14 protein-coding genes are annotated in these 12,342 nt (G+C 58.6%); 6 read left to right on the forward strand and 8 right to left on the reverse strand.

Features of this window, described 5'->3' with window-relative positions:
- The first annotated feature begins 85 nt into the window (after positions 1 to 85).
- The 6 genes from AFE_RS00195 (at position 86) to AFE_RS00220 (ending at position 5,508) form a co-directional block, all read left to right on the forward strand.
- A complete protein-coding gene (locus tag AFE_RS00195) occupies positions 86 to 1,279 on the forward strand; it encodes a TDT family transporter (protein WP_070807677.1) in 1,194 nt (397 codons plus the stop codon).
- Positions 1,280 to 1,318: 39 nt separating this feature from the next.
- Positions 1,319 to 2,131, forward strand: coding sequence for a thiosulfate dehydrogenase (gene tetH / locus AFE_RS00200; protein ID WP_012535761.1), 813 nt, complete (start codon positions 1,319 to 1,321; stop codon positions 2,129 to 2,131).
- A gap of 24 nt (positions 2,132 to 2,155) precedes the next feature.
- A complete protein-coding gene (locus tag AFE_RS00205) occupies positions 2,156 to 3,166 on the forward strand; it encodes a substrate-binding domain-containing protein (RefSeq protein WP_009566763.1) in 1,011 nt (336 codons plus the stop codon).
- Between the two features lie 52 nt (positions 3,167 to 3,218).
- Positions 3,219 to 4,301, forward strand: coding sequence for a TQO small subunit DoxD (locus tag AFE_RS00210; RefSeq protein ID WP_009566762.1), 1,083 nt, complete (start codon positions 3,219 to 3,221; stop codon positions 4,299 to 4,301).
- 97 nt (positions 4,302 to 4,398) lie between these two features.
- On the forward strand, positions 4,399 to 5,046 hold the full coding sequence (locus AFE_RS00215; RefSeq protein WP_009566760.1) for a rhodanese-like domain-containing protein: 648 nt from the start codon (positions 4,399 to 4,401) through the stop codon (positions 5,044 to 5,046).
- 60 nt (positions 5,047 to 5,106) lie between these two features.
- Entirely contained in the window at positions 5,107 to 5,508 is a 402-nt protein-coding gene (locus tag AFE_RS00220; protein ID WP_009566758.1) for a rhodanese-like domain-containing protein, read from the forward strand.
- Positions 5,509 to 5,538: 30 nt separating this feature from the next.
- Here the strand turns inward: AFE_RS00220 and AFE_RS00225 are convergent, their stop codons facing one another.
- The 8 genes from AFE_RS00225 to AFE_RS00260 all read right to left on the reverse strand — a co-directional run bounded on the left by AFE_RS00225 (position 5,539) and on the right by AFE_RS00260 (position 12,301).
- Complete coding sequence (locus tag AFE_RS00225; RefSeq protein ID WP_012535762.1) at positions 5,539 to 6,057, reverse strand: TlpA disulfide reductase family protein; 519 nt, start codon at positions 6,055 to 6,057, stop codon at positions 5,539 to 5,541.
- A 72-nt stretch (positions 6,058 to 6,129) separates the two neighbouring features.
- Complete coding sequence (locus AFE_RS00230; RefSeq protein ID WP_012535763.1) at positions 6,130 to 7,212, reverse strand: TQO small subunit DoxD; 1,083 nt, start codon at positions 7,210 to 7,212, stop codon at positions 6,130 to 6,132.
- A 52-nt stretch (positions 7,213 to 7,264) separates the two neighbouring features.
- Positions 7,265 to 8,278 (reverse strand): substrate-binding domain-containing protein, encoded by a 1,014-nt coding sequence (locus AFE_RS00235; protein WP_009565530.1) that lies wholly within the window; start codon positions 8,276 to 8,278, stop codon positions 7,265 to 7,267.
- A gap of 21 nt (positions 8,279 to 8,299) precedes the next feature.
- Positions 8,300 to 9,112 (reverse strand): thiosulfate dehydrogenase, encoded by an 813-nt coding sequence (tetH, locus tag AFE_RS00240; protein ID WP_009565532.1) that lies wholly within the window; start codon positions 9,110 to 9,112, stop codon positions 8,300 to 8,302.
- A 34-nt stretch (positions 9,113 to 9,146) separates the two neighbouring features.
- Complete coding sequence (locus AFE_RS00245) at positions 9,147 to 9,617, reverse strand: hypothetical protein (RefSeq protein WP_009565533.1); 471 nt, start codon at positions 9,615 to 9,617, stop codon at positions 9,147 to 9,149.
- 46 nt (positions 9,618 to 9,663) lie between these two features.
- Complete coding sequence (locus AFE_RS00250; protein WP_009565535.1) at positions 9,664 to 10,446, reverse strand: hypothetical protein; 783 nt, start codon at positions 10,444 to 10,446, stop codon at positions 9,664 to 9,666.
- A 3-nt stretch (positions 10,447 to 10,449) separates the two neighbouring features.
- On the reverse strand, positions 10,450 to 11,508 hold the full coding sequence (locus AFE_RS00255) for a YeeE/YedE thiosulfate transporter family protein (RefSeq protein ID WP_009565537.1): 1,059 nt from the start codon (positions 11,506 to 11,508) through the stop codon (positions 10,450 to 10,452).
- Between the two features lie 136 nt (positions 11,509 to 11,644).
- Positions 11,645 to 12,301, reverse strand: coding sequence for a MarC family protein (locus AFE_RS00260; RefSeq protein WP_012535764.1), 657 nt, complete (start codon positions 12,299 to 12,301; stop codon positions 11,645 to 11,647).
- Positions 12,302 to 12,342: the final 41 nt, after the last annotated feature.

Here is a 12,342-nt window from a genome sequence, read left to right on the forward strand (position 1 = left end):
ATAGAATTGGCAAAAATCGTAATTTTCAATTGACTGCAAAGTGTTTTATGTTTCGAGGCCGCTACAACAGATGGGTAATCAATGCATGGCTAGGTTTTTATCAGCAGTTCCTAATGGTGATTTGCGCGAAGTGGTGCGCCACTTTACACCAAACTGGTTTGCCGCGAACATGGGGACAGGTATCCTGGCCCTGATGCTCGCCGATTTCCCATACCATTTCTCCGGTCAGCTCGTGGTTGCGCGAGGGCTCTGGTCGATCAACGTCTTTTTTTTCGGCCTTTTCACGGTATTGTTTCTGGGGCGCGCCATTTTTTATCCGGCCGCCTTTCGTCGGCTCTTTGAACACCCCGTGCAGTCCCTGTTCATCGGGGCCATTCCCATGGGATTTGCCACGATCGTCAACGGCATCTTCCTGCTGTGGCCGCTAACGCCCGAAACCACCCTCGTTGCCCACTATCTCTGGTGGGTAGACGTGGTCCTCTCGCTTTTTTCCGTGCTGGCAGTCCCTTATTATATGTTTACGACCCAGCACCATGCCATGGACCGCATGACCGCGGCATGGCTGCTGCCGGTGGTTCCGCCGGAGGTGGCGGCGGCAAGCGGCGGGATGCTGGCGGGGCATCTGAGCACGGGCGCGGCCGGCTGGGTGATTTATACCAGTTACGTGCTTTGGGCCATTTCCGTGCCCCTGGCCTTTGCCATACTGACGATCCTCTTCCTCCGTCTGACCCTGCACAAAATGCCGCACATCGACATGGCCGTATCCGCCTGGCTGCCTCTCGGTCCCCTGGGCACCGGTTCACTGGCAATGCTGGTGCTGGGTCCCTCTGATCAGTATGCCTTTGCTAACAGTTCCATGGCGGCAGTGGGTGCGTTGGGAGAGCCCGTTGGTATCATCACGGGCCTCGTATTGTGGGGTTTCGGGTTGTGGTGGATGGCGATTGCCATATTTTTCACCTTGCGCTATCTGAATGAGGGCCTACCCTTCAACATGGGCTGGTGGGGTTTCACCTTCCCTCTGGGCGTCTTTACGGCGTCCACCTATGCCCTGGCGAGGGAAACGAGGTTCGTAGTGTTCGATCATATCGGTGCCGCTTTTACCATTCTCCTGGCCTTTTTCTGGGTGGTGGTGACCTGGCGGACCTTTGGCGGCATGTGGGTCGGGCGCCTGTTCCGCGACCCCTCCCTTTCGGAAGAAACCGCCATGTTGATCGACAGCAAAGAAGATGTGCAGCGACTGATTACAAAAGAGGATGTGATCAAGGATCTTAGGAGTTGAGTGGTGTTCTAGTTGGATCAACTTGAAAGGAGAATGGACATGAGCAACGAATCAAATCTGTTGAGCCGCAGAGAAGCAATGAAGCGTACGGTGCTGGGCGCGGGGGCGGTCGCCGTGGGTGCCCTGGGGGCCAATGCCTCCGCCATGGCCGCCGGCATGAGCGGAAACCCCGCCAACCTGTTGCCCACCGGTGCCGGCACGCTGCAGGAATTGAGTAACCGGCTGGCCAAAGCGCCGCGGCGGCGCGATTTCAAAACCGTTCCCATGATGTTGACCAGCCCGGACCAATGGGACAGCGAAGCATTGGATGAGATACTGCACTACGCCGGCGGTCCCAAGCAGGTATGGGACAATACCGCGCTGACCAGCCCGTGGCTGAACCTGATGCGCAACAGCATGAATGTGCAGATCTGGTCGTTCAAGCATCCGGACTTCCTCGCCCTGTCGGCCACCCATGGTTCCGCGCATTTTGCCCTGTACGACAACTACATCTGGAACAAGTATCTCGCCACCGCCACCAAAGGTAAATGGAAGGCGAACGCCTGGTTGAAACAGCCCCCGGCGTCGGCGACCAATCCGGCCGATTTTGAGGATCCCGAAGGCGTTTTCTCCCCCCACGACAACAGCATCATCGTGCTGCAGCGCCGTGGTGCCGTATTCCTGGCCTGCCACAACGAGGTGTGGGAGCTCACCATGGGTTTACATTCCAAGGGCATCAACCCGGATCATCTGAGCCATGAAGAAATGGCTGCGGAATTCACCAACCACTTGATTCCCGGCGTAGTGCTCACCCCGGGTATTGTCGGTACCTTACCGGAGTTGCAGTTGGCGGGCTATCAGTACGCCAAATAACTGTCCATAAATGAGGGTAATGAGATGAAAAAAAGTAAAACGCTGCAAGTCGCTACCGTAGCTGCAGTCGCATCCTTGCTGTTCTGCGGAGTAGCCGCCCAGGCCGCGGATATGGGATGGAACGGAAAAGCCGAGGCTCCCCGTTATCAGGAGCAGGTGTTTCCGCCCTGGCAACATGGTGAAAACAATCCCGCGATCCATCAGGGCCTGGAGTTCACGGTCCCCGAAGTCGATGATCTGGCGGACTTCCACGGCTCCATAGACAATCCGCAACTCACGATTTTTGTGGGCGGCAATTACTACTTCGCCATGGCTCCGCTGGTAAAAGCCTTTGAAAAGGAATACCCGGCTCTCCGGGGGAAGATCTACTACGAGACGTTGCCGCCCGGCATCCTGATCAAGCAGATGAAGCAGGGTGGCACCATCACCATCGGCAACATGACGTGGACCGTCAAGCCCGATGTCTATGCTGCCGGGCTGAAGAAAGTGAACGCCTTCATCAAGGAAGGTTTGTTGCAGGGTCCTGCGGTGCCTTATGTCACCAATGATCTGACCATCATGATCCCGAAAGGCAACCCCGCCCACATTACCGGACTCCAGGATCTGGGCAAGCCCGGTGTGCGTTTATCCATGCCCAATCCCGCCTGGGAAGGCGTCGCCAGACAGATCAAAATGTCTCTGACCAAGGCTGGCGGCCCTGCGCTGGAGAAAATGGTGTACGACACCAAAGTCAAGAACGGGGAAACGATCCTCACCCATATCCATCATCGTCAGACGCCGCTCTTCCTGATGCAGGGCCTCGCTGACGCGGGGGTAACGTGGAAATCGGAAGCGATCTTCCAGGAACAGGCGGGGCACCCCATTGCCAACGTCCCGATCCCCGCGAAGGACAACACCACGGCGATCTATGCTTCCGCCGTAGTCAAGGGCGCGGCGCATCCCAAGTGGGCTAAGGACTGGGTGAATTTTTTGAAGTCACCCACCGCCTTGCAGATCTTTGAGCACTACGGTTTCAAGCCGTACACGGGCAAATAAGTAAAAAGGGAGGGAATTCCCTCCCTTTTTCAGTCAGAACAGGAGAAACTTCATGGCAACGACCATGTCAAATACCACCCCGCAGGACACGCCGGATCGCAGTTGGCGTTTCGCCGCCATCGCCCTTCTTGCCGTACGCTTCGTCCAGGGATGGATCTACTGGGGCGGCGGGACCCGGCGTTTTATCTACGGCCCGCAAAAGCTGGACGTACATGGCCACTGGATGGCCTACAAATTTCAGACGGCAATGCCCGGAGCCATACTGGGCACGGATCATCTGGTCGCTTTTTTATTGCATCATTTCACCCTGCTCTATGCTGGGGTGATCATTTTCAGCGCCGTTGAAATGATCGCAGGCTTTATGCTGATTGTCGGCTTGTATACCCGCCTCGCGGCGGTGGCCACCCTCGGTTTGTCCTTCGTGCTGATGCTGCTGTTTGGTTGGCAGGGCGCCACCTGCATCGATGAATGGACCATGGCTGCGTCCAACTTTGCCATGGGCATCACGCTGTTTCTTGCGGGAAGCGGCGCGTATTCCGTGGACAACTGGCTCCTGTCGCGGAAACCGACGCTGGCCCAAAATGGTCTGTTCCGCTGGCTGGGGGGTGCCCTGCCTTTGCCTTTGAGCGATGGCGCCTTCAAGAAGCTCGCGTTGACATTGTTCTGGATTGCCGTGGCCTTTATCGTCGCCACTTACAGTTATTACCGCGGTTCGGTGTTCACGCCTTTTCACGGTGGCCCAGTGAGTCCGGCGAAGCATCACTGGAAGCTGGACGGAGCCACGCTGCAGAAGGGCGGTGGTGTGACATTCCACGCCTATGTGGATTCCGGAGTGGCCGCAGAGCCGTCCAATGTGCTCGAGGCGGCGCTGATCGATACCAGCACCGGGAAGCCGGTGGAGAAGTGGGCCAGTTCGACCCTCTCCACGTTGCCAAAAAGCGCCTTTTCCAACGATTTTGCCTACCAGCAGATTCACACCGGGAAGTTCGGCATTACCGGACCTGTCGGTGCGCAGGCCACCGTACGCCTGCCGTCAACGATGCCAAGCGGGGTCACCATCGGTCAGGGCTCTTACGTTCTCGAGCTGACCTCCGTAAACGGCCATGTATGGAAAGCGCCAGTGCAGCATCCATGAGCACCATCTAGTCAGGTCAGGCAGTTGCCAGCCTCAAATTGTGGCATGGGCGTCGGTTCATCCATGCCATTTTCCGGAAATTCAACAGGAGAATAAAATGTTCAAGCGCCTAGCAAACGCCGCAATTCCATTTGCCTTGGTCGGTATGTTATTCGGGCTGTCGGTATCGGTGGCCTCCGCCGACGACAGTGGTAACCAAGCCGCACAACAAGTGTTGAATGCACGCATGGAGAAATTCTTTGCGGATCAGAAACCCTTTCCCTACGGCACCTATCAGTATACGGACCGCAGCTTGTTATTGGCGATCAGCAAGGATCCCAGCAAATATGCGTTGATCGATATCCGGACGCCAACCTATCACGATTTTTTCTGCGGAGTGCATTCCAACAAGCATGTCTGCACCGGACGGGGCTGGCAACGTATTTACGGCTATGCACAGGGCCATGTGCCAGGTGCTCAGAATATCCCGTATCTGAACCTTCCTGCGGCCATCAAGAGCGACAGCATTCCCAAAAACAAGACCGTTATCCTCATGTGTCCGACAGGCCAGCTATCCAACCAGACGGCCGGAGTATTGCGCATGCTCGGTTATGACGCCTACGCCTTGCGTGGCGGGGTCAATGGCTGGAAAAAAGCAGGGTACCCCATTGTCATCGGTAAAGAGCCGGGCACCATGGCGCAGGCGTGTCATCCCTGGCAGACGTGCTGGCGGCAGTTCCAGTATGACAACCCGCAGGCGCATTGACGGGTTTGGAAACAGGTTTCCGGGGGCCGTGCGTGCCCCCGCCGGTGTGAGTCAGGTCTTATGTCCCACCTAATCAAAGAAGCAACCTGTCAGCAGGCGCTTGCGGCGCTGGGCGATCGCGATTCCGTCGTCATTGACGTGCGATGCCAGGAGGAATATGCGTTATACGGGCAAATCGCGGGGGCGCACCTCATCCCGTGGAAGCTGATTCGTGATGACGCACTGGTGGATAATCAGCATTTTCACCGCGAAGTGAAAAACGCCGTGAGCAACTGCAAGGGGGGCTTGGGCGGTTTCAAGCTATACTTCATCTGCGGTAGCGGAAACCGTTCCTGTGATGCTGCGGAATGCGCCCTGGACATGCTGGGAGACGATGGTTACGAGGTTTATAACGTCGTCGGCGGTATAGATGAGTGGGTCTGCAGTGGCCTGCCGACATCGCCTGCTGCCCTCTCGGCGTAGGCTGGCAAAACCCGTATTTCGTCCTTTCCCTCACTTCTGCTGTAATGCCCGCAGAATCTCGTCCATCGGCTCCTCCCCGGAAACGACGCCCTGGTATTTGTCGATCACCCGCCCTTCCCTGTCGATGATTACCTGTGTGGGTGTAACCATGATTCCGCCCACTGCACGGGTGAGGGTGCCATTTTGATCCACAGATAAAGGATAAGTCACGTGGGCCATGGCTGCGGCGGCGAGGCTTCTGGACCTGGACGATCCCGGCGTGGCGATGCCTACCACCACCAGACCCTGCGCGCGGTAGGTCTGATAAAGTCGTTCCAGATCGGGCAGTTCCTGGATACAGGGCGGGCAATCGGGAGACCAGAAATTCAATACCACGACCTTGCCGCGCAGCGCCGTTACATCCAAGGTTTTGCCATTCACCAGCGGAATGGTTGCCGTTGCCACATCGGACTTATGAAGCATGGGCTTGATAAGGCTGATCCACAGCAGGAATGCGCCGATCATCGCGATGATGGCCACTTTGGCCATAGGCCAAACCGTTTTTGACATGATGGTATGTTATCCCCCAAAAGTAGCCCCCACTGTACGCCGCGCGGGGGCTGTCCGGATAGCCGGGAGATGTCAGCGTTGCAGGGGTATGGTCCAGACGCTGCCATTTACCGAATTCAGCTTGAGCGTATAAGTACCTGCCGGCAGCTTCAGATCGCTCGCCGCTGGGGGCAGGATAATGGTAGCCTTGGAACCCACCGGGCCGGTGATCCCGTATTTACCGATATGAATTTTTTGATAATCATAGTCGTTTTTCAAGGCCGTTTTGGGCAAGGCGGCAAGCTTGGCGCTATCCCACTCCTCGACCACACTGCCATTCCGGGGGTCGACAAGTGTGACATGCAGCACGTTGGATGGTGCTTCGGGGGTGCCCGCGTCCACATAGGCATGGAAGGTCACCGTGCCGTCCCCTTGCAGGCGGCCGTTAGAGAGGGACCAATGATGTTTGGAGGGGCTCACGGGGCCGCCATGGAAAGGGGTGACCACCGAGCCGCGATAGTAGCTGTAGGTACCGACGATGAAAGCGACGGCGATCCAGAACAGCACCAGCGCGAATTTCTTGTAGGCCTGATCGCTCAGGGGCAACGGCAAACTGCCGCCCATCCAGCGAAACCACCCTTTTTGGGCCAGGCCGGGCTTTTTCGCGAGGAGCCAGTTGTCCAGGGAATAAGCGCCTCCGCCCACCAGCAGGAGGGTCACGCCCATGGCGAAATTGGATGCGGCCATGGTCCATTCGTCTATGCAGGTAGCCCCCTGCCAACCGAACAGGAGCATCAGCACGAAGGACAAGCCGATGGTGGTCAGGGCGGCGATGCGCGTCAGCAGGCCGGTGATGAGCATGAAGCCCGCAAATAGCTCCACCAGGCTGAAGACGATGACCCCGACATAGAGCAGAACGAAATGCTGCAGCAGGAAGGAGACGAGATGCTCCGTGCCCAGCAGGGCACCCGGCATGGCCGTCTGAAACTTATAGGCCATCCAGTGCCCGCCACCCCACGCATCCAGCTTTTGCGGGCCGTAGATGAACCGTCTGGTGCCGCCGCCCCAGTAAATCCAACCCTGCACAAAACGCACGGCGAGCAGCCCTATCGCCGCCAGGCGCCATCCTCTGTCCACTGAAAATGTACTGCCGTTTACGCTCGTTGCACTACCCATGATCTTTCTCCTGATGATCCGGGGGGCCATGCCCCCCTAATGCGCGCGTGGATCACTTCCCCTGGGTATACGGCTGAAAGCCATACTCTTCGAAGATGTGCAGGGCCGTTGGCGACTTGAGGAAGTTTACCCACGCCTCTGCCCATTTGGGGTGAGGCGCATCCTTGACTGCAGCAGCCGCATAGATGGCCTTGGTATTGAATTGGGCCGGAATCGCGACGTTGCCGATGGGATTGCCGATCTTTTCCTGGAAGATGGCTTCGGATTTCCAGGTTACTCCGGCAACGGCCCTTCCCTGCATCAGGAACATGGGACTCTGGCGGTGGTGAATTTCCGTCAGAATGGTTTCGCCGTTCTTTACCTTGGTGTCATACACCGCGGTGGCCAGTGCCGGTCCACCCGCCTTCGTGAGGCTCATCTTGATTTGCCGGGCGATGCCCTCCCATGCGGGATTGGGCATGACCAGCCGCATTCCGGGTTTGCCCAGATCCTGGAGTCCGCTGATGTGGGCCGGGTTGCCCTTGGGAACCATGATGGTGAGGTCGTTGGTGACATAAGGCACCGCCGGCCCCTTTAGCAGACCGTGCTGAACGTAATAGTCCACTTTCTGCAACCCGGCGGCGTATACGTCGGGCTTGACCGTCCAGGTCATGTTCCCCACCGTGATGGTATTGCCATGCTCCATCTGCCGGATCAGCAAGCCCGGCGGAATGGTCTCGTAATAGATTCTGCCTTTGATCTCCGGGTGCTCCTTCTCAAACGCGGCCACCAGCGGTGCCATGGCAAAAAAGTAGTTACCCCCCACGAAGATGCTCAGTTTCGGGTTGTCGATGCTACCGTGAAAATCCGGCAGGTTGTCGACTTCTGGGATGGTAAAATCCAGACCTTTGGAGGTCGCTGGATTGTTGGCGCCATTTTGCCAGGGAGGAAATACCTGACTCTTCGTGCCATGGAACTCGCCCGGGGCACCCCAGCCGTTGTCCGCCGCCACGGCGCAGGTACCAAAAACCATCAGGGAGGCGGCTGCCAGCAGTGGGGCCAGCCGTAGTGTGCTGCTTTTCGTCATCCTATCGCTCCTCTTGATCTACTATTTTGCGTATTGAAAGCCGGCCAACTGCAGTTCCGGCAACGTACCTACCACCCCCGGCGTCAGGATGACACCGGGAATGAGATGGTTGGTAAACTCGGCCGCCATCTGTTCATGGCTGAGGCCATCGGGATTGATGCCCTTCTTGAGTACGCCTTCGGTGATTTCCCAGATGCCGTTGTGACAGCCCAGGAAAACGGCACCGCGACGCTGCAATACCGTGACACTGTTGTCCCCCGGAGAGAACACTCCTTCGGGATTCTCAAAGTTGGCGGGGTCGGCCGCCGCCGCCGGCGGTTCTTTGATCCATTCATTGTCTTTCCATTTTCCGCCGGTCATCTGCGCCAGATATTTGTTCCAGATGAAATCGTCGTACAGCGCCCAGTGGGCGCTGCCATGGGTGGCCGATACACAGAGGAAATCCGGATGCCTGAACGACCAGACCTGCACATTCATGCTGTTGCGCATCAAGTTCAGCCACGGACTGGAAACATCGGTATTATCCCAGACCTGTTTGGGGCCACCGGCGTAATGGATGATCTCCCTCAGCGCCGCATCATCCCATTCGTCGGGTTTGGTGAGGATCATGGGAACCGTTTTGAAGTCGCGCCGCCGCGGCGTTTTGGCCAGGCGTTCGCCGAGTTCCTTCAGACTCCTGGCGCCAGTCGGCAACAAGTTGCCGGGATTCCCGCTCAGGCCGGCCGCCACGGCGCTCGTCTGGGTACCCACGGCACCCACAGCCAGGGCTCCGGCACCCCACAATGCATGTTTCATGGCGTCGCGACGGCTCAGCAGATTTTGCTCGTTACTCATGGTTCTCTCCTTTTGGTGTGCCAAACTATACGGTCTACTGTTTTTGCGCCGCATGAAGGGCGTCCAGAACGGATTCGTCGGTTTTCTGGCCAACCGCCCGCGCCGCGGTGTTATCCGTCAGCAATGCGCCACGCTGGAGATAGTAGGCGGTGGTTTTGCCGTTTATCTGGACCAGCGACAGGGTGAGCGGACAGAGACTCGTGGCGGCGGGGTCGGTGCGCAGGTAGCCGACAATGGAGCTGGACTGGCATACGACCAACAGCCGCTCGGCCTGGATGTCCGGAGGAATCCGGGCGGCAAGCTGGGGGTTGCCCTTGTGAATGCGGGGGAGCACGTTCAGATCGTCCACGATCTTGAAGTGGCGCTCCGTCAGTTGCCGGCTGATTTTGACGGCGGCAATATCCGCAGGCATGGCAAAAGAGGTGCTGATGATGGCTGGCGCGGCGCTGGCCGTATCCATGGCCAGGCAGGCAAGAGCAGAGAGAAGAAACCGTTTTTTCCACATGAATTTAGAGTCTCCGGAAATGGGTAAAACATCGGTTGGGAAAAGGTCACTGGAACTTGTGCATCACCCCGATATACGCGCGAGAGTCATCCACCTCCTGTGGCGAAAGGGCTTTCGTGTGGCTGACATAGTCTACGCCGGACAAGATATCCCAGCCCCGCACGATGCCGTAATGGCCATGCACACCCAGTGTCAGATACGATCCGTTCCGCCAGGAGTACCGGTACCTGGAAATGGGCGCAAGTTCCAGGCCGCTCTGGACGGCAAGGGCACCGGTGCCGTAACGCGGAAAGGCCAGGTGCAGCGGCCGCCTGGACATATAGGGGTTGCGGTTCACACCGGCTATGGGATGGGGCCTGCCGGGATGGTGACGCAGGAGGGCGACGGCTCTGTGCCCCGGCCTCAGACGGATGCGGAGGGCACGTTTGGCCCGCCGGTGAGCGGGTTTCCGGGGCGCTGATTTTCTGGCGAGGAATCGTTGCTTCTGTGGCGCGCGGGTCCAATCCGCCAGCGGGTTTTCAGGGCATCCCGGAAAAATGCATAACCCGCCGGATAGCGGTGACACCTGGCCGGCGCCGACGGCGGGCGGTACCGCCGCAGACGTTCCTGCATTCCCCGCGACGCTGGGCGCGGGTCCGCCGCCCGGTCGCTGGGTGCTGTCGGCCTTCAGGCCCGCGTCGGCGCCGGCCGGTCCTATGGAGGTAAACATCGCCACGCCGCAGAGTGCGAATAACCGGAGGGCGAAATCATCACCCCCCGTCCGCCGGCGTTTCCGTTCTTCGGAAACCCGTTTCCTACCGCGCAGGAAGAAGACGGTTCGCCGTATCATCGCTCAACGGGCTTCCATCTCGTTGACCTCGACGATCCGGGGTGAGGGCGGGATAGGCACTGCCTGGCGTATCCGATAAAAATAATGACCGGTTGTCAGGAATGCCGCGAATACGACCACGGCGAACACCAGGCTGCTGATCGCCAGTTGCATTCCCCCGGAAATCACGTGGCCAGAGGTGCATCCGCCCGCCATGCGCGCCCCGAAGAGGAGCAGGAAGCCGCCGACGAACGCCCAGAAAAAACGTTTGGCCGGCTTGGGACCGTGATACCGCACCCACAACTCGGGCACGCTGGAGATGCGAAAGCTGCGGTGCAGCAGGGCAAACACCAGCCCGGCCAGAAACGCCCCGGTGAGAAACCATAATTCCCATGCGCCTGGCGCCGCGATGGCGGCCTGGTAGGATTCCGCGCCCAGTTCGGTAATGGTCATGGCCGCATAAGGAAAGGCCGTGGATGCGCCCATGGGGTGACCGGCGACAAAGGGCAGGGTGAGTACGCAGTTGAGCAACGCCAGACCCACGGCGGCGTGCAGCCAGCGCCAGTCATGATGCTGCAATTTCTGTAAATACAAGGCGATTCCCATGAACAGGATCGCCACGGCACTGGTGACGCTCCAGAACAGGATGTCATCGGGCAACAGGCTGCGGACAGACAGGGCGCCCAGGTTCGGGCCGAGAAGGGGATTTAGGGAGGGGTAGACCACGGCAAAAACCAGGGCGCCGCACAAACCGCCGATGATGCCGACCAGGGCATCGAGATTGCCCTGGCCCAGGGATATGGCGACGGTGCCCGGACAATAGCCGAGCACGGCCATGCCCACGCCGAAGAGCAGTCCGCCCACGACCACGCCGACGAGGATCAGGGGCTTGACGTGGTAGTCCGCCCATCCCAGGAGGATCTCGGACTGCAACAAAAGCATCCCCAGGCCGACAGTGAAGGCCATGGTTTTGGCGACGGCGAGATTTTGCAGCACCGCCATGCCCGCTATGGTGTTAAATCGGTTCAGGCGCGCATATTGCAGAATCGCCCCGAACATGAAACCCCAAACGATGGTCTCCATACGCTCCTCCATCTTGTAACAGGCATAGGGGGAAACCCCACCTTGCCACTTTCTTTATATCAATCAAAATAACCTATTGTTCAGCGCTGGCAAATATAATTAATCTATGGGCTGATCAGCGACTATAGGGCGCCGCTCAGGACATGCGGATGTGTACCAGACCCGGAAACAAGGCGGCCAGACCGTTGGCGATGAAGGTCACCGCAATGGCGGCGAGCACCAGCCCGAAGATACGGGTAGAGATGTTGATGCCCGTCACCCCCAGCCGGCGAGACAGGGGCTCCGCCAGGCGCAGGGCCGCATAGGCCACTCCGGCGATTACCAGGATGTCGATGATCAGCAGGCCGCTGGCCAGCCACGACGCATTTTTGTGATGGGCAATGATTACGGTGACCATGGTGCCGGGACCCGCGAGCAGCGGGATGGCGAGAGGGACTACGGCGACGGCCTCTTTCTGCATGCCCTCGGCGGCTTCCTCCGGGGTGTGGCGATAGCGACTGGACTTGGCCTGCAACATATTGAAGGCCAGCAGCATGAGTACCATGCCGCCCGCCACCTGAAAGGCGGCGATGCTGATCCCGAAGAATTGCAGGATATATTCCCCCAGGAACGCCGACGTGAGCAGCACCACGGCGACGGCGCGCGATGCCAGCTTCGCCGTGGCGAGTCGTTGTTGTGGGTCTTCGTCGCTGGTCAGGGCAATGAAAATGGGGATGGCGCCGACGGGATTGAGGATCGCGAGCAGGGCGATGAGCGTTTGCAATGCGCTGTGCAGTTCAGCGGCCACAGGCATCTGCATCGCTCCCGTGTCGCCTGTGCTGGCACAAGGCCCTT

Source organism: Acidithiobacillus ferrooxidans ATCC 23270 (genome assembly GCF_000021485.1).
Lineage (GTDB): Bacteria > Pseudomonadota > Gammaproteobacteria > Acidithiobacillales > Acidithiobacillaceae > Acidithiobacillus > Acidithiobacillus ferrooxidans.

Excerpts from the sequence above, each read along its gene's own strand:
- AFE_RS00195 (WP_070807677.1), top strand. The coding sequence starts at position 86 with ATGGCTAGGTTTTTATCAGCAGTTCCTAATGGTGATTTGCGCGAAGTG.
- tetH (WP_012535761.1), top strand. The coding sequence starts at position 1,319 with ATGAGCAACGAATCAAATCTGTTGAGCCGCAGAGAAGCAATGAAGCGT.
- AFE_RS00205 (WP_009566763.1), top strand. The coding sequence starts at position 2,156 with ATGAAAAAAAGTAAAACGCTGCAAGTCGCTACCGTAGCTGCAGTCGCA.
- AFE_RS00210 (WP_009566762.1), top strand. The coding sequence starts at position 3,219 with ATGGCAACGACCATGTCAAATACCACCCCGCAGGACACGCCGGATCGC.
- AFE_RS00215 (WP_009566760.1), top strand. The coding sequence starts at position 4,399 with ATGTTCAAGCGCCTAGCAAACGCCGCAATTCCATTTGCCTTGGTCGGT.
- AFE_RS00220 (WP_009566758.1), top strand. The coding sequence starts at position 5,107 with ATGTCCCACCTAATCAAAGAAGCAACCTGTCAGCAGGCGCTTGCGGCG.
- AFE_RS00225 (WP_012535762.1), bottom strand. The coding sequence starts at position 6,057 with ATGTCAAAAACGGTTTGGCCTATGGCCAAAGTGGCCATCATCGCGATG.
- AFE_RS00230 (WP_012535763.1), bottom strand. The coding sequence starts at position 7,212 with ATGGGTAGTGCAACGAGCGTAAACGGCAGTACATTTTCAGTGGACAGA.
- AFE_RS00235 (WP_009565530.1), bottom strand. The coding sequence starts at position 8,278 with ATGACGAAAAGCAGCACACTACGGCTGGCCCCACTGCTGGCAGCCGCC.
- tetH (WP_009565532.1), bottom strand. The coding sequence starts at position 9,112 with ATGAGTAACGAGCAAAATCTGCTGAGCCGTCGCGACGCCATGAAACAT.
- AFE_RS00245 (WP_009565533.1), bottom strand. The coding sequence starts at position 9,617 with ATGTGGAAAAAACGGTTTCTTCTCTCTGCTCTTGCCTGCCTGGCCATG.
- AFE_RS00250 (WP_009565535.1), bottom strand. The coding sequence starts at position 10,446 with ATGATACGGCGAACCGTCTTCTTCCTGCGCGGTAGGAAACGGGTTTCC.
- AFE_RS00255 (WP_009565537.1), bottom strand. The coding sequence starts at position 11,508 with ATGGAGACCATCGTTTGGGGTTTCATGTTCGGGGCGATTCTGCAATAT.
- AFE_RS00260 (WP_012535764.1), bottom strand. The coding sequence starts at position 12,301 with ATGCCTGTGGCCGCTGAACTGCACAGCGCATTGCAAACGCTCATCGCC.